The sequence below is a fragment of the Bradyrhizobium sp. Kon10 genome, assembly GCF_055807395.1.
This window is the reverse complement of sequence record NZ_JBVVOZ010000007.1, coordinates 98,921-123,088: the sequence shown is the minus strand read 5'-3', so window position 1 is coordinate 123,088 and position 24,168 is coordinate 98,921. Positions and strand designations below refer to the sequence as shown.

The following is a 24,168-nucleotide window of genomic DNA, read 5'->3' as shown; positions in this document are numbered from 1 at the left end:
CATATGTCCGATCCGCTCCATGCATCGTCCCCGACTTGTGCGCAGACGCTACGGGCGCTGGCGCGCTATCCCGGCCGCACCGCTTTCGCGTGGCCCAGTGGATCGCTGAGCTACCAGGGCACCGTCGATTTGATCGGACGCATCCAGGGCGTGTTCATGCGGCTCGGCTTGCAGCCCGGCGCGCGCGTGGCCTTTCTCACCGCGAACCGCGCCGACACCTGGTGCGCCGGCGTCGCCGCGCAATTGTCGCGATGCTGCGTCACGTGGCTGCACCCGCTCGGATCGCAGGCCGACCAGCTGTTTCAGCTCGAGGATTCCGAGTCCGAAGTGCTGGTGGTCGACGTCGCCGCCTTCCGCGATCGCGGCGGCGAGCTCGCTGCGCAAGCGACCCGGCTCAAGGCGGTTTTCACCATGGGACCGGCCGACTACGGCGTCGATCTCCTGCAGGCGATCGAGAACGCAGGCCATGCCGGCGCGCGGTGCCTCGCAAGCCTCGACGATCTCTCCACGCTGAACTACACCGGCGGCACCACCGGCAAGTCCAAGGGCGCGCTGCGCTACCACCGCGAAAACGCCGGAGCTGCCGCCGCGATCCTCGCCGACTTCGAAATCCCGGACGCTGCGCGCTATCTCACGGTCGCCCCGATCAGCCACGTCGCCGGGACGAAAGTGCTGCCAACGCTGATGCGCGGCGGCACCGTGCACATGCTGAAAGGTTTCGATCCCGAGGCGGTGCTGGCGACGATCGCGCGCGAGCGCATCAATTTCACGCTGTTCGTGCCGACGATGATCTACGTGCTGCTCGATCATCCGGCACTGAACAAGACCGATCTCTCCTCGCTCGATCTCGTGCTCTACGGCGCCTCGGCGATGTCGCCGAGCCGGCTGGTCGAAGCCATCGAGCGCATCGGGCCGGTGTTCTCGCAGCTCTACGGCCAGACCGAATGCTACCCGGTCTCGGTGTTGCGCAGAAAAGATCACGATCCCCGAACGCCGGAGCTGTTTTTGTCCTGCGGCTTCCCGATCGCGGCCTGCGAGGTCAAAATCCTCGACGACGACGACCACGAGGTGAAGACGGGCGATGCCGGCGAGATCTGCGTGCGCGCGCCACATGTGATGGCGGAGTATTGGAAGCGGCCCGACATCACGGCCGAGACGCTCAGGAACGGTTGGGTCCACACCGGTGACATCGCGCGCCAGGACGAGCGCGGCTACATGTTCATCCTCGACCGCAAGAAGGACATGATCGTCAGCGGCGGCTTCAACATTTTTCCGCGCGAGGTCGAGGACGTGCTGTCGCAGCACGCGGACGTGGCGATGGTCGCTGTCGTCGGCATACCGGACGAGAAATGGGGCGAGGCGGTCACCGCGATCATCGTGCCGCGCGAGGGCGCAAAGCCCGATCCGGACGAGCTGATCGATCTGGTGAGGATGCGAAAGGGCTCGGCGCATGCGCCCAAGCAGATCCAGTTCGTCAAGCAGCTGCCGATGACCGGCGTCGGCAAGGTCGACAAGAAGGTGCTGCGCGCGAGCTTCTGGAGCGGCCGGGACCGGATGGTGGGGTAAATACCCCGGGGTTTTACGGTGCGTTTGTGGCCCCGGCGCCACAATGGGCGGCGGAGTGCGCGTCCGCCCCGGCCGCCCGATTGCCGGCGAATCCGGGAATCAACTAGACCGCTGACGGGGCTGGGAAGCGGAGAGTGAAATGCGAGTCGCTTCCCTGGAAAGTGCAGTCGCCGCGGTCACGTTGATCACGGCTATCGTCGTGGTGCTGTGGGAGATCAAGATCTTCTACGGCGCGTGAACTGGCAGGATGCCGAGCATCCACTTCCGCGGCGGCGGAAGCCTGCCGTTCAATTGGCCCCAGGAGCAACCGCAGCGCTTGCCGTCACGCCTGGCGCTTCTCGATCACCAGGCTCTGCACCGCGCGACCGAAATAGCCTTGCCGGTCGGCGAGCCGCGACATCGCCAGCCCCGCGCCGTCAGGCCCGATCCAGGATTCGCCGTCGAGCAGGATCCACTCGCCGACGGGCTGGCGCGCAAGGCTCACCGTGAGGTCGGCGTTGATGAAGGTCCAGGCGCGGAAGTCGAGCGTCGAGGCGGTACCGTTGGAGAAATCGGCGGCGATCACGGCGCGCATCGCCTGCGACACTGCTTCGCCTTGGACCAGCGGATGGTCGAGGCGAAACCAGATCGCGCCCGCACCGGCCTGTCCGAAGCGGCCGCGCGCGGCACGCATCGACACCATGCCCGCGAACGGACTGCTCGCGCCGTGGCCGTCCTCGACCAGCGAATCCTCGGCCGAGGGCAAGGTGACCGGCAAGTCGCTGACATTATCGGGCAGCGGGTGTGACTGCCGCTTGATCTTGAGCACGGTGGCGCCGACGACCTGGACGCCGTCGGCCGACAGCTTCACTTCGCAGAGCTGGATCTTGCGGCCCTCGCGCAGCACCGCGGTGGCAATCGTGAGCGGCGCCACCGGGACGGGACGCATCAGGTCGATCGTGACGCGCGCGACGTTCATCGGCACCGGCGTCGGAATGCGTTCCGCCGCCCACGTCACCAGCGCCGAGGGCGCCGAGCCGTGCTGCATGCGCCGGTCCCACGGCCCCGCAGCTTCCGGGCTGGTGATCACGCTGTTGCCGTCGACGCGGTAGATGGCGGTCATCGCTTCTCCGTGATGCACATTCGGAGCTCAGCAAAAGTGTCGTCCCGGCGAAGGCCGGGACCCATACCCACAGGCAGCAGTTGGTGAAACGAGATCGTGGTTGATATCGAGCGCAGCAACGACCCGTCGGGGTTATGGGTCCCGGCCTTCGCCGGGACGACAGCGGGGCTCACAGCGGCGGATCGATCGCCTCGTCGTATTCCTTCTTGAAGCGCGCGATCAGTTCGGCGGCGGGCAGGACCTTGTCGACGCTGCCGATGCCCTGCCCACTGCCCCAGATCTCCTTCCAGGCCTTCGGCTTGGCGCGCTCGCCGGAGGCGTCGGTGCCGAAATTCATCTTGGAGGGGTTGGAGGTCGGCAGGTTTTCGGGATCCATGCCGGCGGCGAGGATGGACGGCTTCAGGTAATTGCCATGCACGCCGGTGAACAGGTTGGAATAGACGATGTCGTCGGCCGTCGCGCCCGCGATCATCTCCTTGTAGTTCTCGACCGCGTTGGCCTCCTTGGTGGCAATGAAGGCCGAGCCGATATAGGCGAAGTCGGCGCCGAGGATGCGCGCGGCCCGGATCGCCTTGCCGTTGCCGATGGCGCCCGAGAGCGCGATCGGGCCGTCAAACCATTTTCGCGTTTCGGCGACGAAAGCGAGCGGCGAAATCGTGCCGGCATGACCGCCGGCGCCGGCGGCGACCAGGATCAAGCCGTCGGCCCCCTTCTCGATCGCCTTATGCGCGAATTTCTGGTTGATCACGTCGTGGAAGACGATGCCGCCCCAACCGTGCACCGCCTGATTGAGCTCCTCACGGGCGCCGAGCGAGGAGATGATCATCGGCACCTTGTACTTCGCGCAGAGCTGCATGTCCTGGTCGAGCCGGTTGTTCGACTTGTGCACGATCTGGTTGACTGCGAACGGCGCCGACGGCTTGTCGGGATGCGCGCGATCATAGGCCGCGAGCTCTTCGGTGATCCGCGCCAGCCATTCGTCCAGCAGCTCCGGCGGCCGCGCGTTCAGCGACGGAAACGAGCCGACCACCCCCGCCTTGCACTGCGCGATCACGAGATCGGGCACTGAGATGATGAAGAGCGGCGAACCGATCACTGGGATCGAGAGGCGCCCCTTGAACAAGGCAGGCATGGACATTGGGAAGCGATCCTTGGTTGGTCAGACGCATTGCAGGTTGGCAGCCATACCAACAAGGCAATCTTTCCACTGTCAAGTATTGCGTTTTGGCGCCGTGCGGATGTCATTACCGCAATTCCAACGCGCGGAATTCGCCAGTCGAGACACGCGGCGCGCGCAACTCGTCGTCCATCGTTCCGGGATGCGCCGACAGGCGCAGGCCCGGAATCCATCGGGCGCCAGCACATATGGCACAATGGATTCCGGGCTCGCGCTTCCGCGCGCCCCGGAATGACGAGCCACTGTGTTCACGCAAGCAGATCCGGATTGATCAGCCGCTCGAACGAGAACATCTCGTCCCAGGTCTCCTGCGTCAGCAGCTTGCGCTCGACCACGACGATCTGGTGCAGCGACTTGCCGCTCTTGTAGCCCTCGCGCGCGATCTCGGCGCATTGCTTGTAGCCGAGCAGCGGCTTCAGCACCGTGACGATACCCAGCGAGTTCAGCACCATGTTGCGGGTGTGCTCCTGGTTGGCGGTGATGCCGACCACGCAATTCTCGCGCAGGCTGTTGACGGCGCGCTCCATGGTGCGGATCGAGAAGAACAGCGCGAACGAGATCACCGGCTCCATCACGTTGAGCTGGAGCTGGCCGGCGGATGCGGCCAGCGTGACCGTGGTATCGAGGCCGATGACGAGGAAGCTCGTCTGATTGACGACCTCCGGGATCACCGGGTTGACTTTGCCCGGCATGATCGAGGAGCCCGGCTGCAATTGCGGCAGGTTGATCTCGTTGAAGCCGGCGCGCGGACCGGAGGCCAGCAGGCGAATGTCGTTGCATATCTTGGTGAGCTTGCTCGCGGTGCGCTTGAGCACACCGGACAATTGCACATAGGCGCCGGTGTCCGAGGTCGCCTCGACGAGATCGCCGGCGAGAATGAAGTCGACGCCGGTCAGCGCGCTCAGATGCCGGACCGCCAGCTTCGGATAACCATGCGCCGCGGTGACGGAGGTGCCGATCGCGGTGGCGCCGAGATTGATCTCGCGCAGCAGCGCGCGCGCCTCCGAGATGCGGTCGACCTCCTCGCCCATCGTGGTACCCCAGCCGCGGAATTCGGCGCCGAGCGACATCGGCACGGCGTCCTGCAAATGCGTGCGGCCCATCTTGAGCACGCGCTCGAACTCGCGCCCCTTGGCGAAGAAGGCCTCCTGCAGCTGCCGCAGCGCCGTCATGTAGCTTTCGAGCCGCAGGATCAGCGCCAGCCGAAACGCAGTCGGGTACGTGTCGTTGGTCGACTGACCGTAATTGACGTGGTCATTGGGGCTGACGTGCTGGTAGTCGCCCTTCGCAAACCCAAGCGATTCCAGCGCGAGATTGGCGATCACCTCGTTAGCGTTCATGTTGGTCGAGGTGCCGGCACCGCCCTGGATGAAGTCGGTGACGAACTGATCCATCATATCGCCGGCAATGACACGGTCGCAGCCCAGGATGATCGCCTCGGCGATCTTTGTGTCCACCGCGCCGAGGTCGCGGTTGGCCATGGCGGCAGCCTTCTTGACGTAACCAAGCGCCTTCACGAAGTAAGGCTCCTGGTTCATCGGAATGCCGGTGATGTGGAAGTTCTCCTTCCCGCGGATGGTCTGGACGCCGTAGTAGATGTCGTCGGCGATCTCGCGCTGTCCGAGGAAATCCTGCTCTGTACGGCTCATAGGCGCTCCTTGTTGCTCGCGCGCGGAATCATCGCGTCAGTTCTGGCACAGCGCGCTGGTCACGAAAGTATCGGTGCGGCAGTCGTCCGGCTTGCGGGCCCGGCCCGGGATCAGGACCTTAGCCGAGCATTTTTCGGCGGAGTCGGCATTCAGGCCCTTGCCTTCCTTGTAGCCCTTGCTCTGGCACAACAGGTCGGCGGCCTGCTTGCAGTCAGGGCCGCCGTTTGACGAGGCCGGACAGGCCACGCGCCCCGACACCATGCTGGATGGCTTCGCCAGGCGTGACAAATCGTTCATGGTTTCGCTCGGGCTTTTGAGCGGCGGCAGGATGGAGGGCAGCTTGTCGAACAGCTTGCCCATTTCGTTGATCAGCCCGGGATTGTCCTCGCGCGCCGGCGGTGCAGGCGTCGATGTCGGCGGCGCGACCTGCGGCCCCGGCTCCTGGACGCCAAGCGCCGGCGGTGCCGATTGCGGCCATCCAGCCGTGCTGGAGCCGAACAGGAGCAGGAGCACCGCTGAAGTCAGCCTGCTCAGCCGTACCGCCGGATTGCCGGACCGAACCATCATGACGGCAACCGTAACCGAAGCCGGCCCAGCGTCAAAGCATTGGGACTTAGATCAGCTTGACCGCCACCACGAAGCCCAGCACGAGCACCGCTGCGCCGATCGCCACCCACAATCCAAGATGCTTCTCGATCCTGACCCGGATCCAGTCGCCATAGCGGTTGAGCAGGATGGCGACGATGAAGAAACGCCCACCGCGCGCAACGATCGAGCACAGGATGAAGAGGCCGAGGTTATAGCCGGCAAAGCCCGAGGTGATGGTGACCAGCTTGTAGGGAATCGGCGTCAGGCCCTTGAGCAGGATGATCACCGCGCCCCATTCCGCATAGGAGGCGCGGAAAGCATCCACCTTGTCGCCGAGCCCGTAGACCTGGATCAGCCAATGGCCGACCGAGTCAAACAGCAGCGATCCGATGGCATAGCCGAGCAGACCGCCCACCACCGATGTCGCGGTGCAGATCGCGGCATAGAGCCAGGCGCGCTGCGGGCGCGCCAGCGACATCGGGATCAGCATCACGTCCGGAGGGACGGGAAAGAAGGAGCTTTCGGCGAAAGCCACGGCACCCATGATCCAGAGCGCGTAGGGCTTGTGGGCGGCGTCGATGCACCAATCGTAGATACGTTTCAGCATGGCGCCGCGATGAAGCACCATGGGGCGGATTTGTCCATGCCGAGATGGGACCGATTTGCGCCGCTTCTAGTGGCGCTTGCGCGCAGTGCGGCCTTCGTGGGCGACAATAGGCCGCCTCGCGGCAACGCGTGGCGAGGCGACTTTGGGCAGCTTCATCGCCGATTTCGGTAGCTTCTCGGCGATGCCGAGCATGTCCTCCCGCCGCGCCATCTCGCGCCAGACGTCTTCGGGACGCACGCCGGCCGAGGCCCAGAGCACGGTCAGATTATAGAGCAGATCGGCACTTTCCCGGATCACGGCCTGGCTGTCGCCATTGACCGCGTCGATCACGACCTCGATGGCCTCTTCGGCGAGCTTCTTCGCCATTTTGGAGGGCCCACGCTGAAACAGCCGGGCAGTACGCGACGTTGCCGGATCTAGGTCCCTGGCCGCGAGCACAGCCAAATATAGCCGCTCAAGCGAATCACTCATGTCCTCAAAACTACTCCAAACCCGTGGAGAGCGCGTTAACGCCTGCATAGAAGCGAAAAACAGGCCGGCGCGACAAGCGCGACGGCCTGTTGGTCGATGGGTTAGGCCGATCGGCTAATAGCAGCGGTAACCGGAATGGCCGTGGGAGCAGACCTTGGTGTAGCCGCCATAGCGCTCAGGGTAGTCCGAGCCGTAATAGTAGGGACCATAGCCGGGGCCGCTGTAGTAGGCCGGGCCGCTGTCGTAATAGTAACCCGGACCCGAATCATAGGCGTAGGCGTCACGGGTCGCGGCGATCGCAAGCCCGGTGCCGATGATGCCGGCAATCGCCGCGCCGGCGAAGGCCGCGCCGCCGCCGCCATGCCAATGGCGGCCGCCGGCAAACGATGCGGTGGGGGCGACACTGGTCAGCGCCAGCACCGCCGCGGTGGCGAGAACGGCCTTGCGGCCGGCACGCTTGGAAAATCTGTCAAACATGTGCTGGACCCTCCTTGGGACCTTCAATGGTGCCTTGAGACAGGCTCATGTCTCTCAACCACCGCATCCCATGTTGGGTTCCCGAACCCCAACAGAAGCTGAACGGCGCTGCGTGATCATGACGCAACCGCCGCTCATCTGCCGTTCATGTTGACGCGGAGAGCGTCGTCGCCGGCCGCGGCCAAAGGCGACAGCGAGCTCGCATTGGTCGACGTCAACGAGCTCATTCGATTCGTGACAAAGTGGATGCGCCGCTCGTCGAGGCGGTGTTCAAATTCAGCAGGCGGCCCACAGCAAGCGACATTTTCGACGATCGGTTTCTGCCGCCGCTCGAAGGGCGGCTGATCAATTGAGTAAAACTGAGAGCTTCCGCTGTATCTCGCGGGCGATCCCTGCTTAAGATACAGGCTCATCTCGTTCGATCCGCCCGAGCTCCTCGCCCGCATGTCCATGTTCAGACTGTACACCCGTGTTCTCGAGTTGCTCGGCAAGGAGGCGCGGCTGGGCTGGTTGCTGGCGTTCGCCAACCTCCTGCTTGCCGCCTCGCAATTCGCCGAGCCCGTATTGTTCGGCCGCATCGTCGATGTGCTGTCCGGCAAGACGGTGGCCGGCTCGAACTCGGCGTGGCCGTTCCTGATGGCGTGGGTGGCGTTCGGCCTGTTCACGATAGCCTGCAGCGCGCTCGTTGCCTGGCAGGCCGACCGGCTCTCCCACCGGCAGCGTCAGGCAGTGCTGACGAGCTATTTCGAGCACATCCTGCAACTCCCGCTCACCTTCCACTCCGGCACCCATTCGGGCCGGCTGATGAAGGTGATGCTCAATGGCACGGATGCGCTGTGGCGGCTCTGGCTCGGCTTCTTCCGCGAGCATTTTGCCGCGATCCTGTCGGTCGTGGTGCTGCTGCCGCTGTCGCTCTATCTGAACTGGCGGCTCGCGATCCTGCTGTTCGTGCTCTGCATCGTCTTCACCGCGCTGACCACGTTCGTGGTGCGCAGGACGTTCGGCATGCAGATGGCAGTCGAAGAGCAGTATAGCGAGCTCTCCGCCCGCGCCTCCGATGCGCTCGGCAACGTCGCGCTGGTGCAGAGCTTCGTGCGCGTGGAATCCGAGGTGCAGGGCTTGCGCTCCATCGCCGACCAATTGCTCGCCGCGCAAATGCCGGTGCTGTCATGGTGGGCGCTCGTCACCGTCATCACGCGCGCGTCCACCACCATCACGGTGCTCGCGATTTTTACGCTCGGCATCGCCTTGCACGACCAGGGGCTCACATCCGTCGGCGAGATCGTGATGTTCGTGAGCTTTGCGACGCTGCTGATCCAGAAGCTCGAGCAGGTCGTAAGCTTCATCAACAACGTGTTCATGGAAGCGCCGCGGCTGCGCGAGTTCTTCAACGTGCTCGATGCCGTGCCCGCGGTGCACGACCGGTCCGATGCGATCGATGCGGGACGACTGTCCGGCCTGGTCGAGTTCAACGACGTTACCTTCTCCTATGACGGCAAGCGGCCGGCGGTCGAGGATCTCTCCTTCACCGCCCTGCCCGGCCAGACCATCGCGCTGGTCGGCGCGACCGGCGCCGGCAAGTCGACTGCGATCGCGCTGCTGCATCGCGCCTTCGATCCGCAATCCGGCTTCATCAGGATCGACGGCATGGACGTGCGCGGCGTCACGCTGACCTCGTTGCGGCGGAACATTGGCGTCGTGTTCCAGGAAGCGCTGTTGTTCAACCGTTCGATCGCGGAGAATTTGCGCGTCGGCAAGCCGGACGCGACCGAAGCCGAGATGCGCAAGGCGGCCGAGCGTGCGCAGGCGCTCGAGTTCATCGAACGCAGCGGCGGCTTCGAGACCAATGCCGGCGAGCGCGGCCGCATGCTCTCCGGCGGCGAGCGGCAGCGGCTGTCGATCGCCCGCGCGCTGCTGAAGGATCCGCCGCTTTTGATCCTCGACGAGGCGACCAGCGCGCTCGACGCCGTCACGGAAGCCAAGGTGAATGCCGCTCTCGATGAAGTGATGAAGGGCCGCACCACTTTCGTGATCGCGCACCGCCTCTCCACCATCCGCAATGCCACGCGGATCCTGGTGTTCGACAACGGACGCGTGATCGAAAGCGGAACTTTCGATGAACTCGTGGCCAAGGGCGGCCATTTCGCCGAGCTCGCCAAGGCCCAGTTCATGGTGCAGGAACAGGCACAAGCGAATGCACGGGCCAGCGTGACGGCGACCGAGGCTATCGCGACCGCGGCCGAATCCCCTTAGCAAGTCCCCGTAAGATCGTCGAAATTCGGCCTATTTCATTGCGGAATACCAGCCCGAAACCCCTATTCTCGACGCAAGAGCCGGTATAGGTTTGCGACGCCGCAAGCGGCGCTGGATTTCAGAACCGAACATCAGATCACGAGAGCCGTCCGGAACCGGCGGGTCTCCAAGGACCGGAATCGGATAGTGCACGCATTTCGCCCGTTGCTTCGCAAATCCCTGTTCAACCTGTTCGCTGCGACCCTCGCGGTCGCCGCGCTGCTCGCACCGCGCACGGCGGATGCCGAAGCGCTGCTTCTGATCGAAGCCGACAGCGGCAAGGTGTTGCAGGCGGAGAACGCGACCATTCCCTGGTATCCCGCGTCGGTCACCAAGATCATGACCGCCTATGTGACGCTGAAGGCGGTGAAGGACGGCAAGATCACGCTCGACACGCTGGTCACGGTGTCGCCGACCGCTGCCTCCCAATCGCCATCGAAAATGGGATTCCGTCCGGGCACACAGGTCACCGTCGACAACGCGCTGAAGATGATGCTGGTCAAGTCGGCCAACGATATGGCGGTGGTGCTGGCCGAAGGCGTCGGCGGTTCGATCGACGGCTTCTCGGCGATGATGAACGACACCGCGAAGAAGCTCGGCATGACGCAGACGAGCTACGTCAATCCCAACGGGCTGCCCGCCGACGGCCAGATCACGTCCGCGCGCGACCTCGGCATTCTCGCACGCTCGTTCCTGCGCGACCTGCCGGAATACGAGTATTTCGTGCACATCCCGGCGATCCGCTTGGGCAGGCGCGTCACGGGCAATTTCAACAAGTTGATCGGCCGCTACCCCGGCGCCGACGGTTTCAAGACCGGATTCATCTGCGCCTCCGGCTACAATCTCGTCGCATCGGCCACGCGCAACGGCCGCCGGCTGATCGCGGTGGTGCTCGGCGCCAACTCCGGCACCGCGCGCGCGGTGAAGGCGGCGCAGCTGCTCGAGCGCGGCTTCAGCCAGGACACGCTGTCGTGGCTGCGTCCCTCGCTCGGCACGGTCGAAAACCTGGTGCCGGTCGACGCCTCGCCGCCGAATCTGCGCGACGAGATGTGCGGCGGTCACCGCAAGCGGCCGGCCAGCGACGACGACGATGCGCTGATCGCGACCAATGGCGGCACCACCGGATCGACCACCGGCGGCGCAGCCCAGGTGACGTTCTTCACCGCGGGGCTGCAGCCGCCCTTGATGAAGGCCTCCGAGCTGATGGCCTCGGCCCCCGCTCCGGCAGAGCCAGTGTTGGTCTACACCGGGCCGACCCGCACCGGCACAGCCCTGATCGCGGCGGTCGCCGCCGACGCCGACCAGCAGGCCACCCCGAAAGCGCGTGGCAAGAAGTCGCGCGTCGCCAAGAAGCAAGACGCCGGCAGCGACACCAAGCCGGATGGCAAAACGGACGGCAAGACGGCGGCGGCAAAGCCGGATACTGCGAAGCCCGAGGCCAAGAACGCGCCCAAGAACGCGGCCAAGCCGGCTCCGATCAAGCACGCTGCAGCCAAGCCCGCCGAAAAGCCGGCCGCGAGCGGCGATCAGCCCGCCAAACCCGCCAAGCCCAAGGCGGCCACCAAGCCCGCGCCCAAGCCGGCGCCCAACAACAGTTAGGTTAACAGGCTCGAGCCTGTCGCATCGCGCCTGCACTTCGCACCTGCGGCAGCGATTTGCGCCAATTCCAGTAGCCCCTCCACGCGCTATGCCCTAAGCCTTCGACCGCTTGCCAGCCGTTCCGGCAGGCTCGATACTGCCGGCAACGAGGCAAGCCCGAGACACAACGGGCTCAGGTGATAGAGAGGGAGTTTCCATGGAGCGCATCTGGCTCAAGCAATATCCGCCCGGCGTGCCCGCTGATATCGAGCCGACCCAATACGCATCGCTGGTCGATCTCCTTGAGGAGAGCTTTGCCAGGTTCGCCGACCGCAAGGCGTTCATCTGCATGGACAAGTCGATCAGCTATCGCGACCTCGACCAGATGTCGCTGGCGCTCGGCGCTTACCTGCAAGGCCGCGGCCTCCAGCGCGGCGCGCGCGTCGCGATCATGATGCCGAACGTGCTGCAATATCCGGTTGCGACCGCCGCCGTGCTGCGCGCCGGGTTCGCGGTGGTCAACGTCAACCCGCTCTACACCCCGCGCGAGCTCGAGCATCAGCTCAAGGATTCCGGCGCCGAAGCCGTCATCGTGCTGGAGAATTTTGCGCATACGGTCGACCAGGTGATCGCCAAGACGGCCGTGAAGCACGTCATCGTCGCCAGCATGGGCGACCTGCTCGGGATCAAGGGCGTGATCGTCAATCTCGTGGTCCGCCGCGTCAAGAAGATGGTGCCGGCCTGGTCGCTGCCGGGCGCGGTGTCGTTCAACGACGCGCTCTCCGCCGGCCGCGGCCTGACCTTCAACAAGCCAAAGCTATCGCCGGGCGACGTCGCTTTCCTGCAATATACCGGCGGCACCACCGGTGTCTCCAAGGGCGCGACGCTGCTCCACCGCAACATCGTCGCCAACGTCTTGCAGAACGACGCCTGGCTCCAACCGGCGCTGGCGCAGCCGCCACAGATCGACCAGCTCCTGATCGTCTGCGCTCTGCCGCTCTATCACATCTTCGCACTGACGGCCTGTTACCTGCTCGCGGTACGCGCTGGCGGCTGCAATCTGCTGATCCCCAATCCGCGCGATATCGCAGGCTTCGTCAAGGAGCTGGCCAAGTACCAGGTCAATAACTTCCCGGCGGTGAACACGCTCTACAATGGCCTGATGCACCATCCGGATTTCAAGAAGCTCGACTTCTCCAAGCTGAAGATCTCGAATGGCGGCGGCATGGCTGTGCAGCGGCCCGTCGCCGAGCAGTGGAAGGCGATCACGGGCTGCTCGATCGCGGAAGGCTACGGCCTGTCGGAGACCTCGCCGACGCTGACCTGCAACACCACCACCAATCCCGAGTTCAACGGCACCATCGGCATCCCCGTGCCCTCGACCTGGATTTCGATCCGCGACGACGACGGCAACGAGGTCCCGCTCGGCCAGCCCGGCGAGATCTGCGCCAAGGGCCCGCAGGTGATGTCGGGTTACTGGAACAGGCCTGAGGAGACCGCCAAGGTGATGACGGCCGACGGCTTCTTCCGGACCGGCGACATCGGCGTGATGGACGAAAAGGGCTACACCAAGATCGTCGACCGCAAGAAGGACATGATCCTGGTCTCCGGCTTCAACGTCTATCCGAACGAGATCGAGGAAGTGATCGCGAGCCATCCGGGCGTGCTCGAATGCGCCGTGATCGGCATCCCCGACGCCAAGTCGGGCGAAGCCGTGAAGGCGTTCGTGGTGAAGAAGGATCCCAACCTCACCGCAGAGGACGTGATCAAGTTCTGTCACGGGGAGCTCACCGGCTACAAGGTGCCCAAGCACATCGAATTCCGCACCGAGCTGCCGAAGACAAATGTCGGCAAGATCTTGCGCCGGCAGTTGCGCGACGAGAAGAAGGCGGAAGCGGCGTAGGCGCGCGCTCCACCGTCATTGCGAGGAGCTCTTCGCGACGAAGCAATCCAGCGCGCCTCCGCGGCGACATCTCTGGATTGCTTCGCTTCGCTCGCAATGACGAGAAAATTGGCAGCCTGCCAGATCACACCTTTTTGAAGCTGTTTCCCTCCGCCGGTAAAATGCTCTAGAAAGGGCCGCCCCTTTTCAGGAGAAACGACCATGACCATCCAGATTGGCGAGAAGCTGCCCGAGGCGAAATTCCGCGTGATGACGGCGGAAGGTCCGCAGGTGAAGACCACCGACGACATCTTCAAGGGCAAGAAGGTGGCGCTGTTCGCCGTACCCGGCGCCTATACGGGCACCTGCCACAAGATGCATCTGCCGAGCATCTTCCTCAACGCCTACGCCCTCAAGGACAAGGGCGTCGACAGCATCGCCATCGTCTCCGTCAACGACGCCTTCGTCATGAACGCCTGGAAGCGCGACACCGACCAGCGCGATGAGGCCACCTTCCTCGCCGACGGCAATGCCGATTTCACCAAGGCGATCGGCATGGAGCTCGACGCCTCCGCCAACGGCCTCGGCATCCGCTCCAAGCGTTATTCGATGCTGGTCGAGGACGGCGTGGTCAAGAAGCTGAACCTCGAGGCGATGCCGGGCAAGGTCGAGGTGTCCGGCGGCGATACGCTGCTCGGGCAGCTGTAAGCGTTTAGACGCCGCTCTTAGCCACAAATGACGCTGTCATGCCCCGCGAAAGCGGGGCATCCAGTATTCCAGAGGCTTCGAGGTTCACAACGACTTCTGCGGCGTACTGGATCGCCCGGTCAAGCCGGGCGATGACAGTTGAGAATGAGGTGGCATCGACGACGATGTCGACGCTGCTACTCCCGCACCCTCTGCTGCAATCTCGCCATCGCGACGCCGTCGCGTGCGAGTTGATCGGCGCGTTCGTTCTCGGGGTGGCCGGCGTGGCCCTTGACCCAGTGCCAGCGCACGTCATGGGCCTTCAGCGCGGCATCGAGGCGCTGCCATAGCTCGACATTTTTGACCGGCTTTTTGTCGGCGGTGCGCCAGCCGTTGCGTTTCCAGCCGTGGATCCAGCTGGTGATGCCCTGCCGGACATACTGGCTGTCAGTGTAGAGATCGACAATGCAAGGCTTCTTCAGCGCCTCCAGCGCGGAGATTGCCGCCATCAACTCCATCCGGTTGTTGGTGGTGTGGCGCTCGCCGCCGTTCAACTCCTTCTCCTTGTCGCCGAACTTCAGGATCGCACCCCAGCCCCCGGGGCCGGGATTGCCCGAGCAGGCGCCGTCGGTAAAGATCGTGACAACCGGAAGCTCGCTCACGCCAGCAGCCCCGAGGGCATCAGCCCGTAATCGCGCACGCTCGCAACGCTCTGGTGGAAGCGCAGCTTGCGGACATATTCCAGGGGATCCTTCGGCTTGACCAACGCGCCCGGCGGCACGTTGAGCCAGTCGACCAGCCGCGTCAGCAGGAAACGGATCGCGGCGCCGCGCGCCAGCAGCGGCAGCGCGGCTTCTTCAGCGTCAGTCAGCTTGCGCACGCGGCCATAGGCATTGAGGAAGGCGCGCGCCTTGGTGACGTTGAAGGAATGATCCGGCTCGAAGCACCAGGCATTGAGGCAGATCGCAATGTCGTAGGCCAGCATGTCGTTGCAGGCGAAGGTGAAGTCGATGATTCCCGAGAGCTGGTCGCCGAGAAAAAAGACGTTGTCGTTGAAGAGATCGGCGTGGATCACGCCTTCCGGCAATTTGTCCGGCCAGATGCCGCTCGAGAGATAATCGAGCTCGGCCGCGAGAAAAGCGTGCAAGTCCGGCTGCACCTCGTCGGCCCGGTGTGATGCCGCATCAAATAGCGGCCGCCAGCCCGAGACCGAGAGCGCGTTGGCGCGCTTGATCGCGAAATTGGCGCCGGCCAGATGCATCTTCGCCAGCGCGTCGCCGACGCCGGCGCAATGCGTCGCGCTCGGCTTGCGCGGCCAGACGCCTTCGAGAAAGGTGATGATCGCCGCCGGCCGTCCTGCCAGATCGCGCAGCGCTTCGCCGTCCTTCGCCTTCACCGGCAGCGGGCAATTGATGCCGTGCCCGGCGAGATGCGTCATCAGCGCGAGGAAGTACGGCAGATCGTTCTTCGCCACGCGCTTCTCGTAGAGCGTGAGGATGAACGATCCCTTGGTGGTATGCAGCAGGAAGTTGGAGTTTTCGACGCCCTCGGCGATGCCCTTGTAGGAGAGCAATTCGCCGAGATCGTATTGGCCGAGGAAATCCGCAAGCTCGTCGGCGGCCACGTCGGTGTAGACCGCCATCAAGGTCTACTCGGCGGCGGCTTCGGGGCGCACCTGGCGCGGCAGCGGGAAGAACTCGTTCTCCTCCGCGGCCGAGACCGTCTCGACATGCAGCGTGAAGCGCTCGGCGAAGGCGTCCATGATCTCCTCGACGATCACTTCCGGCGCCGAGGCGCCCGCCGTGATGCCGAGGCTCGTGATGTTCTCGAACCGCTTCCAGTCGATCTCGGCGGCGCGCTGCGCCAGCACCGCGATCGGGCAGCCCTCGCGCTCGGCGACTTCGCGCAGGCGCTGCGAGTTCGACGAGTTCGGCGCACCGACCACGATCAGGGCGTCGACCACCGGCGCCACCTTCTTCACCGCGAGCTGGCGGTTGGTGGTGGCGTAGCAGATGTCTTCCTTGTGCGGCCCGTTGATGTTCGGGAAGCGCTCCTTCAGCAGCGCCACGATCTCCGCGGTGTCGTCGATCGACAGCGTGGTCTGGGTCACGAAGGCGAGGTTGTTCGGATCCTTCGGAGCGATGGTCTTGGCGTCCTCGGCGGTCTCGATCAGCGTCACGGCACCAACCGGAAGCTGGCCCAGCGTGCCGACCACCTCGGGGTGATGGGAATGTCCGATCAGGAAGATCTCGCGGCCGCGCTTGAAATGGATCGCGGCCTCGCGGTGCACCTTGGTCACCAGCGGGCAGGTCGCGTCCAACGAGAACAGGTTGCGGGACTGGGCGTCCGACGGAACCGACTTCGGCACGCCATGGGCCGAGAACACCACCGGCGCGGTGGTGTTTGCCGGGATCTCCGCCAGCTCCTCGACGAAGATGGCACCCTTCTTTTTCAACCCGTCGACGACGTATTTGTTGTGCACAATCTCATGGCGAACATAGACCGGGGCACCGTATTTATCGAGCGCCCGTTCCACGGTGTCGATCGCCCGGACCACCCCGGCACAGAAGCCGCGAGGAGAACAAAGCACGATCTTGAGGTCTGGTTTGGCTGACATTGAGCGATCTCGGGACCGAATCACTGCGCAAAACGGGCGGGAAACGGTCGATGAATGAAATAGGGCTTGGGTACGGGCTTACAGGGAATTGGGCCCCCTTTCGGGCGCTGTCAAGGCACTATCTATAGCAGAACCATTGCGTGGCTACCCCCTCCGGGCTTATATAGCGCGAATTCCCAGTCATCGCTGATGACCACCGGCTTCGCCTCCAAGGGGGTGGGCGAAGCACAAAGGAGATTTGCCATGAGCAACGCACCTCTGATGCCCAAGGCGACCGCCGTCTGGCTGCTCGACAACACGGCGCTGACCTTCGACCAGGTCGCCGATTTCACCAAGATGCATCCTCTCGAGATCCGGGCGATCGCGGACGGCGACGCCGCCCAGGGCATCAAGGGCATGGACCCGATCTCCAACGGCCAGCTCACCCGCGAGGAGATCGAGAAGGCGGAGAAGAATCCGGACGCCCGGCTCCGGCTGCAGGAGAGCAAGGTGGTGCTGCCGCCCCAACCCAAGCGCAAGGGCCCGCGCTACACCCCGGTGTCGCGCCGCCACGAGCGCCCGAGCGCCATCCTCTGGCTGCTGCGCAACCATCCCGAACTCAAGGACGCCCAGATCATGCGCCTGGTCGGCACCACCAAGAGCACGATCGCGAGCGTCCGTGACCGCACCCACTGGAATACGTCCTCGCTGACGCCGATCGATCCGGTGACGCTCGGCCTCTGCTCGCAGATCGAGCTCGATTTCGAGGTGGCGCGCGCGGCCAAGGAAAAGCCGATCGACGCAGCCTATGGCGGCGCGACGCTGCTGCCGGCCTCCGAGACCACCAAGAAGGACGAGTTCGAGCCGGCGGAGAAGTCCGGCGACGACCTCAACGTCGACGCCGTGTTCGCCAAGCTGAAGACCCTCGGCGGCAAGAAGCAGGAGCAAGAGGAGGAGTAATCCTTCTCTTGGTTGCTATTCGAATGCACTATGATCGCGGCAGGGTCAGACCTGCCGCGTTTTTGTTTTTGGTTGCGAGAAAGGACATCACCACGCTCTCAGGTGTCGTCCCGGCGAGGGCGGGACCCATAACCCCAGAGAGTAGTTTGGCGAAGATCCGCAGTTCGGTACTTCTACCGCCGCGATCGATAGATTCCGCGGTATGGGTCCCGGCCTTCGCCGGGACGACAGCGGGGAGATATTCGCGCGTGTGATGCAGAAGCGCGGCAGGATGATGCAGTGCCTTACGGCCGCTCCGGATGGTTCAGCATGTATTCGCCGAGATCGCGCTGGCGGCGGTCGGCGCGGGCGGTGGCGGCGCTGCGCTGGACATCGCGATCCTTGCGGCAGGCCACGTATTCCGGCGAGCCGGACGCATAGCCACGGCTCTGGCACACGGCATCGTCGTCGTCACCGCCCATCGCGACCGGCGTCTGATAGCGCGCCGAGCAGGCGGAGAGGATGAGGCCCGCAAACGCAATCGCAAGAAACGGCTTCGAACTCATAGCAGGCCCTTCATCCTCATGGTGAGGAGCCCGCGCAGCGGGCGTCTCGAACCATGCAGGCCCGGACGCAACAGCGGGGCCTTTCATCCTTCGAGACGCGCGCGAAGAGCGCGCTCCTCAGGATGAGGGTTGAGCGGAAAAATGCGGCCTATTCAAGCCCCATCGCAACCGTTACACCCTCCCCTTCAGCGCCTCCCCGATCTCGTCCAGCACCTTCGGGTCCTCGATGGTCGCCGGCATCGCCCACGCATCGCCGTCGGCGATCTTCTTGATGGTGCCGCGCAGGATCTTGCCCGAGCGCGTCTTGGGCAGGCGACCGACGGTGATGGCGAGCTTGAAGGCGGCGACGGGGCCGAGCTTGTCGCGCACCAGCGCGATGATTTCCTTCTCGATCTCGGCGGGCGCGCGCTTGACGCCGGCCTTGAGCACCAGGAAGCCGCAGGGCACCTCGCCCTTGATCGCGTCCTTGACGCCAAGCACAGCGCATTCGGCGACGTCCGGATGCGAGGCCAAAATCTCCTCCATGCCGCCGGTGGAGAGACGATGGCCCGCGACGTTGATGATGTCGTCGGTGCGGCCCATCACGAAGACATAACCGTCCTCGTCCTTGTAGCCGGCATCGGAGGTTTTGTAATAGCCGGGAAATTCGGTGAGATAGGCTTCCTTGAAGCGCGCATCCTGATTCCACAGCGTCGGCAGGCAGCCCGGCGGCATCGGCAGCTTGATGACGATCGAGCCCATGGTGTTGGGACCGACCGGCTTTGCCGCTTCATCTACGACGTCGACCTGGTATCCCGGCATCGGCACGGTCGGCGAACCGTGCTTCACCGGCAGCATGCCCAACCCGACCGGATTGCCGGCGATGCACCAGCCGGTCTCGGTCTGCCACCAATGGTCGATCACCGGCACCTTCAACTGTTGCTCCGCCCATTCGACCGTCGGCGGATCGGCGCGCTCGCCGGCGAGAAACAGGGTGCGGAATTTGGAGAGATCGTATTGCCGGATGAACTTGCCTTCCGGATCCTCTTTGCGGATGGCGCGGAACGCCGTCGGCGCGGTGAAGAAGGCAACCGCCTTGTGCTCGCTGATGACGCGCCAGAACGCCCCGGCATCGGGCGTGCCGACCGGTTTGCCCTCGTACATGATCGTGGTCGCGCCGTGCAGCAGCGGGCCATAGACGATGTAGCTGTGGCCGACCACCCAGCCGATGTCGGAGCCGCACCACCAGACCTCGCCCGGCTTGACGCCATAGAGGTTGAACATCGACCATTTCACCGCGACCAGATGGCCGCCATTGTCGCGCACCACGCCCTTGGGAATGCCGGTCGTACCTGACGTGTAGAGGATGTAGAGCGGATCGGTGGCAGCTACCGGAACGCAAGCCGCCTTCTTGCCGTCATTCATCGCCTTGCGGCGCAGGCTCGCCCAATCGTAATCGCGCTTTGGCGTGAGGCTGCAGATATGCTGCGGACGTTGCAGCACGATGCACGCCTTCGGTTTGCTCCCGGCAAGCCTGATCGCCTCGTCGAGCAGCGGCTTGTAGTGCACGATGCGGCCGGGCTCGATGCCGCAGCTCGCGGACAGAATGAGTTTCGGCTGCGCATCGTCGATGCGCGTCGCGAGCTCCTTCGCGGCAAAGCCGCCGAACACCACGGAATGCACCGCGCCGATGCGCGCGCAGGCGAGCATCGCGACCACGGCCTCCGGCACCATCGGCATGTAGAGGATGACGCGGTCGCCCTTGGCGACGCCGAAATCCTGCATGATGGCGGCGAGCGCCTGCACCTCGGCCAGCAGCTCGGCATAGGTGAATTTGGTGACCGAGTTGGCCAACGGCGAATCATGGATCAGCGCGACCTGGTCGGCGCGGCCGCGTTCGACATGGCGGTCGAGCGCATTGTAGCAGGTGTTGACGACGCCGCCGCTGAACCAGCGGCCGTAGACGCCCTGCGCGGGATTGAATATCTTTTTCGGCGGCTCGATCCAGTCGATCTCCTGCGCCGCCTCGGCCCAGAAACCCGCGGGATCGGCCAGCGAGCGCGCGTGGACCTCGTGATATCTGCTCTTTGCCTGAACATTCATTGCCGCGCTCCCGTTCCCTTTATTTGCCTGGCTCTGATCTGACGGCAGGACGTCAGGCCCGCCATGACCCGGATCAACTGCCGGCCTTGGTTGAGAGCTATTGTCCCGGGATCGAGGCGCGGTTCAAGCTGAAAAGAGCCGGAGAGAAGGTGTGACACCGAGCCCGGTGGCACCGACTGCGCCACGTCGCCGCATCTTCCGGGTTCCCCAGAGGCCGCGGAAAGCGGCTGCTTGGCGCAGCCCCGATTTGCCTTTTGGATGGGTTGACCCGCTCGCCTCATCCGGCCAATTTCCCCGCCGGTTTGGGGAGTACAAGAATCATGAAATTGAAGCTTTTCGGCGCGGCCATGGCTTTGGCTCTGGCGGCCTCGGCACCTTGCGCGCATGCGCAATCCTTCATCAACATCCTGACCGGCGGCACCTCCGGCGTCTACTATCCGCTCGGGGTCGCGATCGGGAAGATCTACGGCGACAAAATTCCGAACGTGAAGACGCAGGTGCAGGCCACCAAGGCGTCGGTCGAGAATCTGATCCTGCTGCAGCAGGGCCGCGGCGAACTGGCGTTCACGCTGGGGGACTCGCTGAAAGCGGCCTGGGAGGGCAACGAGGAAGCCGGCTTCAAGGCCAAGCTGGACAAGCTGCGCACCATCGGCGCGATCTATCCGAACTACATTCAGATCGTCGCCACCGCCGAGAGCGGCATCAAGACGCTGGCCGACCTCAAGGGCAAGAGCCTGTCGGTCGGCGCGCCGAAATCGGGCACGGAGCTGAACTCGCGCGCGATCCTGGCGGCCGCCGGCATGACCTACAAGGATCTCGGCAAGGTCGAGTACCTGCCGTTCGCCGAATCCGTCGATCTCATGAAGAACCGTCAGCTCGGCGCGACGCTGCAATCGGCGGGCCTCGGCGTCGCCTCGCTGAAGGATCTCTCGAGCTCGAGCGCGATCAGCGTGGTCGCGGTGCCGAAGGAAACGGTCGACAAGATCGGCCCGCCCTTCATCGCGGCGATCATTCCCGCCAACACCTATACCGGCCAGGACAAGGACGTGCCGACCGCGGCCGTGGTCAATTACCTCGTGACCAGCTCCGCGGTGTCGGACGATCTCGCCTACCAGATGACCAAGCTGATTTACGAGTCGCTGCCCGAGCTTGCCAACGCACATGCGGCCGGCAAGGAGATCAAGCTGGAGACGGCGGCGACCGGCAGCCCGGTTCCGCTGCACCCCGGTGCGATCCGCTATTACAAGGAAAAAGGGCTGATCAAGTAAGCCTCTGTCAGTCATTCCGGGCCGATGCGCAGCATCGAACCCGGAATGACGACGAGGGACTTTCGCGAATGCCCGGGATAAGCCCGGGCATGGCGTTTTTGGAGCCCTGTGCCAATGCTATCTCGCGTGAGCGGGCAAGGACGATTTGAGATGCCGGAAAAGCCAGAGGGCGCGGAAGCGCCCGTCAAGGTCGAGTTCGACAATTTCGAGCATGGTTTCCCGGAAGGTTTTGGCCCGGGCTGGTGGGGCGCGCTCGCCTACTGGATCGGCATCGCCTTTGCCGCCTTCCAGCTCTATGTCGCCGCCTTCAACTATTTGCCGAGCCAGGTGGTGCGCGGCGTCCATGTCGGCTTCCTCATCCTCCTCACCTTTGGCCTGATCGGCAACTTCACCGCCAAGGGCGATTTCGGCCGCGCGCTTGGCTGGCTGGTCGGCGGCGCCGGTTTCCTGTGCGGGCTCTATCAATGGATCTTCTATGCCGATCTGATCGCGCGCGACGGCGATCCGACCAGGCTCGATCTCGCGGTCGGCACGCTGCTCGCGGTCCTGATCTTCGAGGGCACGCGGCGGCTGATGGGTGCGGCGCTGCCGCTGATGTGCGGGGCGTGTCTCGTCTACTGGTTCTTCGGTCAATATCTGCCGTCGCCACTCAACCATCGCGGCTATGATTTCGACCAGATCGTCACCCATCTGTCGTTCGGCACCGAAGGCTTTTACGGCGTGCCGATCTACGTCTCGGCGACCTATATCTTCCTGTTCATCCTGTTCGGCTCGTTCCTGGAACGCGCCGGCATGATCCAGCTTTTCACCGATGTCTCGCTCGGCCTGTTCGGCCGCACCCGCGGCGGTCCGGCCAAGGTCGCGGTGTTCGCATCCGGCATGATGGGCACGATCTCCGGCTCGGGCGTCGCCAACGTCGTCACCGTCGGCCAGTTCACGATTCCCCTGATGATCAGGTTCGGCTATCGCCGCGCCTTTGCTGCCGGCGTCGAGGCCACGGCGTCGATGGGCGGGCAGATCATGCCGCCGGTGATGGGCGCCGTCGCCTTCATCATGGCGGAGACACTAGGGGTCCAATATTCCGAGATCGTCAAAGCGGCCGCGATTCCCGCGATGCTCTATTTCGCCTCCGCCTTCTGGATGGTGCATCTGGAAGCCGGCAAGCACGGCCTCATCGGCATGAAGCGCTCGGAGATCCCGAGCGCGTGGAAAGCGCTCGTGACGCGCTGGTATCTCGTGCTGCCGCTGGCAGCGCTGGTCTACATGCTGTTCGAGGGCTTTACGCCGCTTTACGCCGGCAGCATGGGCCTCGCGCTGACCGTGGCGCTGATCCTGGGCGCCAGCATCACGGCCGGCGCTCCGTCCACACTGGTCCGCTCCATCTTCTGGATCGGGCTTGCGCTTGTCGTTGCCGCGCTGTCGCATGACGGCCTGCAGATCGTGCCGGTCGCAGGCGTCGTCGTCGCACTAATCGTGATCACTGCGTTCGTGCGCGGCGGCTTTGCGGCGCTGCGGGCCTGCCGCGACTCGCTCGCCGAAAGCGCAAAATCCGCCATCACCGTGGGCATGGCCTGCGCCATCGTCGGGGTCATCATCGGCATGATGTCGCAGACCGGCGTCGGCACCATCTTTGGAGGCTGGGTCATCGGCCTTGGCGAGAAGAGCCTGTTCCTGGCGCTGATCATGACGATGCTGCTGTCGATCCTGCTCGGCACCGGCATCCCGACAATCCCGACCTACATCATCACCGCCGCACTTGCCGCGCCCGCGCTGGCAAAGCTTGGCGTGCCGCTGATCGCGAGCCACATGTTCGCGTTCTACTACGGCATCATGGCCGACCTCTCGCCGCCGGTGGCGCTGGCCGCCCTCGCGGCGGCGCCGATCGCCAAGGAGAATCCGGACAAGATCGGCTGGGAGGCAATGCGCATCGCGCTCGCGGGCTACGTCATTCCCTTCATCTTCGTCTATTCGCCGGCCCTGATGCTCCAGGCGGGCGATCCCATGGCGGCGCAGCTCGGCTTCTACGGCGCGGTGGCGCTGGCAACCTTCAAGGCGCTGGTCGCGATCGCGCTGTTCGGCATGGTCGCGATCGGCTTCCTGTTCACGCGCCTGACGCTGATCGAGCGCGTGATCGCGCTCGGTGCGGCGCTCTGCCTGCTCGGCGATTTCAGGTTCAGCGACACCGCAGGTTTCGTGCTCTCGGCCGCGCTGGTGCTGTGGCAGTGGCGGCAGCGCCCGTCGGCAACGCTCGAGGCGGCGTGAGCCTCTGCTTCGCAACAGCGGGCGGCGTGAAGGCGCTGGCGCTGTCCGCCTTCACGCTGGTCTGGACGCATTCGATCGAGAAAGTCGATTGGCAGGAGGACTGGCGCGTGACGCCGGCCGGGCTTGAACTGGTGCAGGCGCGGGTGAAAGGCTCCGGCGCCGGCATGGAGCCGCCACCGGAAGCGCGGCTCGTTGACGGCTGGTTTCAGTGGCGCCCGCAGCGCGCGCCGATGCCGGAGGTCGTGCTCGGCAATTCCGGTGCGGCCGGTGAATGGCGGCTATGCCACGATGGCGCGTGCCGGACATTGTCGGAGATTGTCGGTCATCCCATTGGTGGTAACGTCACGACGATGAAAATCTGCAACGACCCGTAGCCCGG

At 64.4% G+C, this 24,168-nt stretch carries 22 protein-coding genes; 9 read left to right on the top strand and 13 right to left on the bottom strand.

Annotation, left to right across the window (positions count from 1 at the left end):
* The first annotated feature begins 3 nt into the window (after positions 1-3).
* Positions 4-1,566, top strand: a complete 1,563-nt coding sequence (locus AC0L2O_RS12985) for an AMP-binding protein (protein WP_473369991.1) — start codon at positions 4-6, stop codon at positions 1,564-1,566.
* Positions 1,567-1,888: 322 nt separating this feature from the next.
* Here AC0L2O_RS12985 and AC0L2O_RS12980 read toward each other — a convergent pair whose 3' ends face one another.
* From AC0L2O_RS12980 to AC0L2O_RS12945, 8 genes are all read right to left on the bottom strand, one after another.
* Entirely contained in the window at positions 1,889-2,668 is a 780-nt protein-coding gene (locus AC0L2O_RS12980; RefSeq protein ID WP_473369990.1) for a thioesterase family protein, read from the bottom strand.
* Positions 2,669-2,837: 169 nt separating this feature from the next.
* Positions 2,838-3,806: an NAD(P)H-dependent flavin oxidoreductase gene (locus AC0L2O_RS12975; protein WP_473369989.1), complete on the bottom strand. Its 969-nt coding sequence runs from the start codon at positions 3,804-3,806 to the stop codon at positions 2,838-2,840.
* A gap of 287 nt (positions 3,807-4,093) precedes the next feature.
* Entirely contained in the window at positions 4,094-5,494 is a 1,401-nt protein-coding gene (locus AC0L2O_RS12970; protein WP_473369988.1) for an aspartate ammonia-lyase, read from the bottom strand.
* A 36-nt stretch (positions 5,495-5,530) separates the two neighbouring features.
* The gene (locus AC0L2O_RS12965) at positions 5,531-6,061 is read right to left on the bottom strand and encodes a hypothetical protein (protein WP_473369987.1); all 531 of its coding nucleotides are present in this window, start codon (positions 6,059-6,061) and stop codon (positions 5,531-5,533) included.
* 46 nt (positions 6,062-6,107) lie between these two features.
* The gene (locus AC0L2O_RS12960) at positions 6,108-6,710 is read right to left on the bottom strand and encodes a YqaA family protein (RefSeq protein WP_409190793.1); all 603 of its coding nucleotides are present in this window, start codon (positions 6,708-6,710) and stop codon (positions 6,108-6,110) included.
* A gap of 45 nt (positions 6,711-6,755) precedes the next feature.
* On the bottom strand, positions 6,756-7,160 hold the full coding sequence (gene hisE, locus AC0L2O_RS12955; RefSeq protein ID WP_369719500.1) for a phosphoribosyl-ATP diphosphatase: 405 nt from the start codon (positions 7,158-7,160) through the stop codon (positions 6,756-6,758).
* Positions 7,161-7,274: 114 nt separating this feature from the next.
* Positions 7,275-7,637 carry a hypothetical protein gene (locus tag AC0L2O_RS12950; protein WP_369719501.1) on the bottom strand — a complete coding sequence of 121 codons (363 nt, stop codon included), beginning with the start codon at positions 7,635-7,637 and terminating at the stop codon, positions 7,275-7,277.
* Between the two features lie 134 nt (positions 7,638-7,771).
* Complete coding sequence (locus AC0L2O_RS12945; protein WP_473369986.1) at positions 7,772-8,050, bottom strand: hypothetical protein; 279 nt, start codon at positions 8,048-8,050, stop codon at positions 7,772-7,774.
* 31 nt (positions 8,051-8,081) lie between these two features.
* Here AC0L2O_RS12945 and AC0L2O_RS12940 point away from each other — a divergent pair, with 31 nt between their 5' ends.
* The 4 genes from AC0L2O_RS12940 (at position 8,082) to AC0L2O_RS12925 (ending at position 14,097) form a co-directional block, all read left to right on the top strand.
* Positions 8,082-9,890: a glucan ABC transporter ATP-binding protein/ permease gene (locus AC0L2O_RS12940; RefSeq protein WP_473369985.1), complete on the top strand. Its 1,809-nt coding sequence runs from the start codon at positions 8,082-8,084 to the stop codon at positions 9,888-9,890.
* Between the two features lie 186 nt (positions 9,891-10,076).
* Positions 10,077-11,528 carry a D-alanyl-D-alanine carboxypeptidase family protein gene (locus AC0L2O_RS12935; protein ID WP_473369984.1) on the top strand — a complete coding sequence of 484 codons (1,452 nt, stop codon included), beginning with the start codon at positions 10,077-10,079 and terminating at the stop codon, positions 11,526-11,528.
* A gap of 196 nt (positions 11,529-11,724) precedes the next feature.
* Positions 11,725-13,410: a long-chain-fatty-acid--CoA ligase gene (locus tag AC0L2O_RS12930; protein ID WP_473369983.1), complete on the top strand. Its 1,686-nt coding sequence runs from the start codon at positions 11,725-11,727 to the stop codon at positions 13,408-13,410.
* A 201-nt stretch (positions 13,411-13,611) separates the two neighbouring features.
* Positions 13,612-14,097, top strand: a complete 486-nt coding sequence (locus tag AC0L2O_RS12925) for a peroxiredoxin (RefSeq protein WP_369719506.1) — start codon at positions 13,612-13,614, stop codon at positions 14,095-14,097.
* Between the two features lie 176 nt (positions 14,098-14,273).
* Here the strand turns inward: AC0L2O_RS12925 and rnhA are convergent, their stop codons facing one another.
* Genes rnhA through ispH form a run of 3 tightly spaced genes read right to left on the bottom strand, consistent with a single transcriptional unit; the run spans position 14,274 to position 16,693 of the window.
* Positions 14,274-14,738 (bottom strand): ribonuclease HI, encoded by a 465-nt coding sequence (gene rnhA / locus AC0L2O_RS12920; protein WP_409190799.1) that lies wholly within the window; start codon positions 14,736-14,738, stop codon positions 14,274-14,276.
* Positions 14,735-15,718, bottom strand: a complete 984-nt coding sequence (locus AC0L2O_RS12915; RefSeq protein WP_369719508.1) for a homoserine kinase — start codon at positions 15,716-15,718, stop codon at positions 14,735-14,737. Before AC0L2O_RS12915 ends, rnhA begins: the two co-directional genes overlap by 4 nt.
* A gap of 6 nt (positions 15,719-15,724) precedes the next feature.
* Positions 15,725-16,693, bottom strand: a complete 969-nt coding sequence (ispH, locus tag AC0L2O_RS12910) for a 4-hydroxy-3-methylbut-2-enyl diphosphate reductase (RefSeq protein WP_369719509.1) — start codon at positions 16,691-16,693, stop codon at positions 15,725-15,727.
* A gap of 243 nt (positions 16,694-16,936) precedes the next feature.
* On the opposite strand from ispH, the gene AC0L2O_RS12905 reads away from it, so the two are divergent.
* Positions 16,937-17,632: a DUF1013 domain-containing protein gene (locus tag AC0L2O_RS12905; protein ID WP_369719510.1), complete on the top strand. Its 696-nt coding sequence runs from the start codon at positions 16,937-16,939 to the stop codon at positions 17,630-17,632.
* Between the two features lie 284 nt (positions 17,633-17,916).
* On the opposite strand, the gene AC0L2O_RS12900 is transcribed toward AC0L2O_RS12905, so the two are convergent.
* Positions 17,917-18,177 (bottom strand): hypothetical protein, encoded by a 261-nt coding sequence (locus tag AC0L2O_RS12900; RefSeq protein ID WP_369719511.1) that lies wholly within the window; start codon positions 18,175-18,177, stop codon positions 17,917-17,919.
* 171 nt (positions 18,178-18,348) lie between these two features.
* The gene (locus tag AC0L2O_RS12895) at positions 18,349-20,259 is read right to left on the bottom strand and encodes a propionyl-CoA synthetase (protein ID WP_369719512.1); all 1,911 of its coding nucleotides are present in this window, start codon (positions 20,257-20,259) and stop codon (positions 18,349-18,351) included.
* Between the two features lie 320 nt (positions 20,260-20,579).
* Between AC0L2O_RS12895 and AC0L2O_RS12890 the strand changes: the two genes are divergently transcribed.
* From AC0L2O_RS12890 to AC0L2O_RS12880, 3 genes are all read left to right on the top strand, one after another.
* Complete coding sequence (locus AC0L2O_RS12890; protein WP_473369982.1) at positions 20,580-21,527, top strand: TAXI family TRAP transporter solute-binding subunit; 948 nt, start codon at positions 20,580-20,582, stop codon at positions 21,525-21,527.
* A 150-nt stretch (positions 21,528-21,677) separates the two neighbouring features.
* Positions 21,678-23,789 carry a TRAP transporter permease gene (locus AC0L2O_RS12885; RefSeq protein WP_473369981.1) on the top strand — a complete coding sequence of 704 codons (2,112 nt, stop codon included), beginning with the start codon at positions 21,678-21,680 and terminating at the stop codon, positions 23,787-23,789.
* Complete coding sequence (locus AC0L2O_RS12880; RefSeq protein WP_473369980.1) at positions 23,786-24,163, top strand: DUF1850 domain-containing protein; 378 nt, start codon at positions 23,786-23,788, stop codon at positions 24,161-24,163. Before AC0L2O_RS12885 ends, AC0L2O_RS12880 begins: the two co-directional genes overlap by 4 nt.
* Positions 24,164-24,168 lie beyond the last annotated feature (5 nt).

Bases quoted from the DNA above. Each gene is read 5' to 3' on its own strand.
- AC0L2O_RS12945 (WP_473369986.1), bottom strand. From the start codon at position 8,050: ATGAGCCTGTATCTTAAGCAGGGATCGCCCGCGAGATACAGCGGAAGC.
- AC0L2O_RS12905 (WP_369719510.1), top strand. From the start codon at position 16,937: ATGAGCAACGCACCTCTGATGCCCAAGGCGACCGCCGTCTGGCTGCTC.
- AC0L2O_RS12980 (WP_473369990.1), bottom strand. From the start codon at position 2,668: ATGACCGCCATCTACCGCGTCGACGGCAACAGCGTGATCACCAGCCCG.
- AC0L2O_RS12960 (WP_409190793.1), bottom strand. From the start codon at position 6,710: ATGGTGCTTCATCGCGGCGCCATGCTGAAACGTATCTACGATTGGTGC.
- AC0L2O_RS12885 (WP_473369981.1), top strand. From the start codon at position 21,678: ATGCCGGAAAAGCCAGAGGGCGCGGAAGCGCCCGTCAAGGTCGAGTTC.
- AC0L2O_RS12895 (WP_369719512.1), bottom strand. From the start codon at position 20,259: ATGAATGTTCAGGCAAAGAGCAGATATCACGAGGTCCACGCGCGCTCG.
- AC0L2O_RS12940 (WP_473369985.1), top strand. From the start codon at position 8,082: ATGTCCATGTTCAGACTGTACACCCGTGTTCTCGAGTTGCTCGGCAAG.
- hisE (WP_369719500.1), bottom strand. From the start codon at position 7,160: ATGAGTGATTCGCTTGAGCGGCTATATTTGGCTGTGCTCGCGGCCAGG.
- AC0L2O_RS12965 (WP_473369987.1), bottom strand. From the start codon at position 6,061: ATGATGGTTCGGTCCGGCAATCCGGCGGTACGGCTGAGCAGGCTGACT.
- AC0L2O_RS12930 (WP_473369983.1), top strand. From the start codon at position 11,725: ATGGAGCGCATCTGGCTCAAGCAATATCCGCCCGGCGTGCCCGCTGAT.
- AC0L2O_RS12950 (WP_369719501.1), bottom strand. From the start codon at position 7,637: ATGTTTGACAGATTTTCCAAGCGTGCCGGCCGCAAGGCCGTTCTCGCC.
- ispH (WP_369719509.1), bottom strand. From the start codon at position 16,693: ATGTCAGCCAAACCAGACCTCAAGATCGTGCTTTGTTCTCCTCGCGGC.
- AC0L2O_RS12975 (WP_473369989.1), bottom strand. From the start codon at position 3,806: ATGTCCATGCCTGCCTTGTTCAAGGGGCGCCTCTCGATCCCAGTGATC.
- AC0L2O_RS12915 (WP_369719508.1), bottom strand. From the start codon at position 15,718: ATGGCGGTCTACACCGACGTGGCCGCCGACGAGCTTGCGGATTTCCTC.
- AC0L2O_RS12900 (WP_369719511.1), bottom strand. From the start codon at position 18,177: ATGAGTTCGAAGCCGTTTCTTGCGATTGCGTTTGCGGGCCTCATCCTC.
- AC0L2O_RS12970 (WP_473369988.1), bottom strand. From the start codon at position 5,494: ATGAGCCGTACAGAGCAGGATTTCCTCGGACAGCGCGAGATCGCCGAC.
- AC0L2O_RS12925 (WP_369719506.1), top strand. From the start codon at position 13,612: ATGACCATCCAGATTGGCGAGAAGCTGCCCGAGGCGAAATTCCGCGTG.
- AC0L2O_RS12890 (WP_473369982.1), top strand. From the start codon at position 20,580: ATGAAATTGAAGCTTTTCGGCGCGGCCATGGCTTTGGCTCTGGCGGCC.
- AC0L2O_RS12985 (WP_473369991.1), top strand. From the start codon at position 4: ATGTCCGATCCGCTCCATGCATCGTCCCCGACTTGTGCGCAGACGCTA.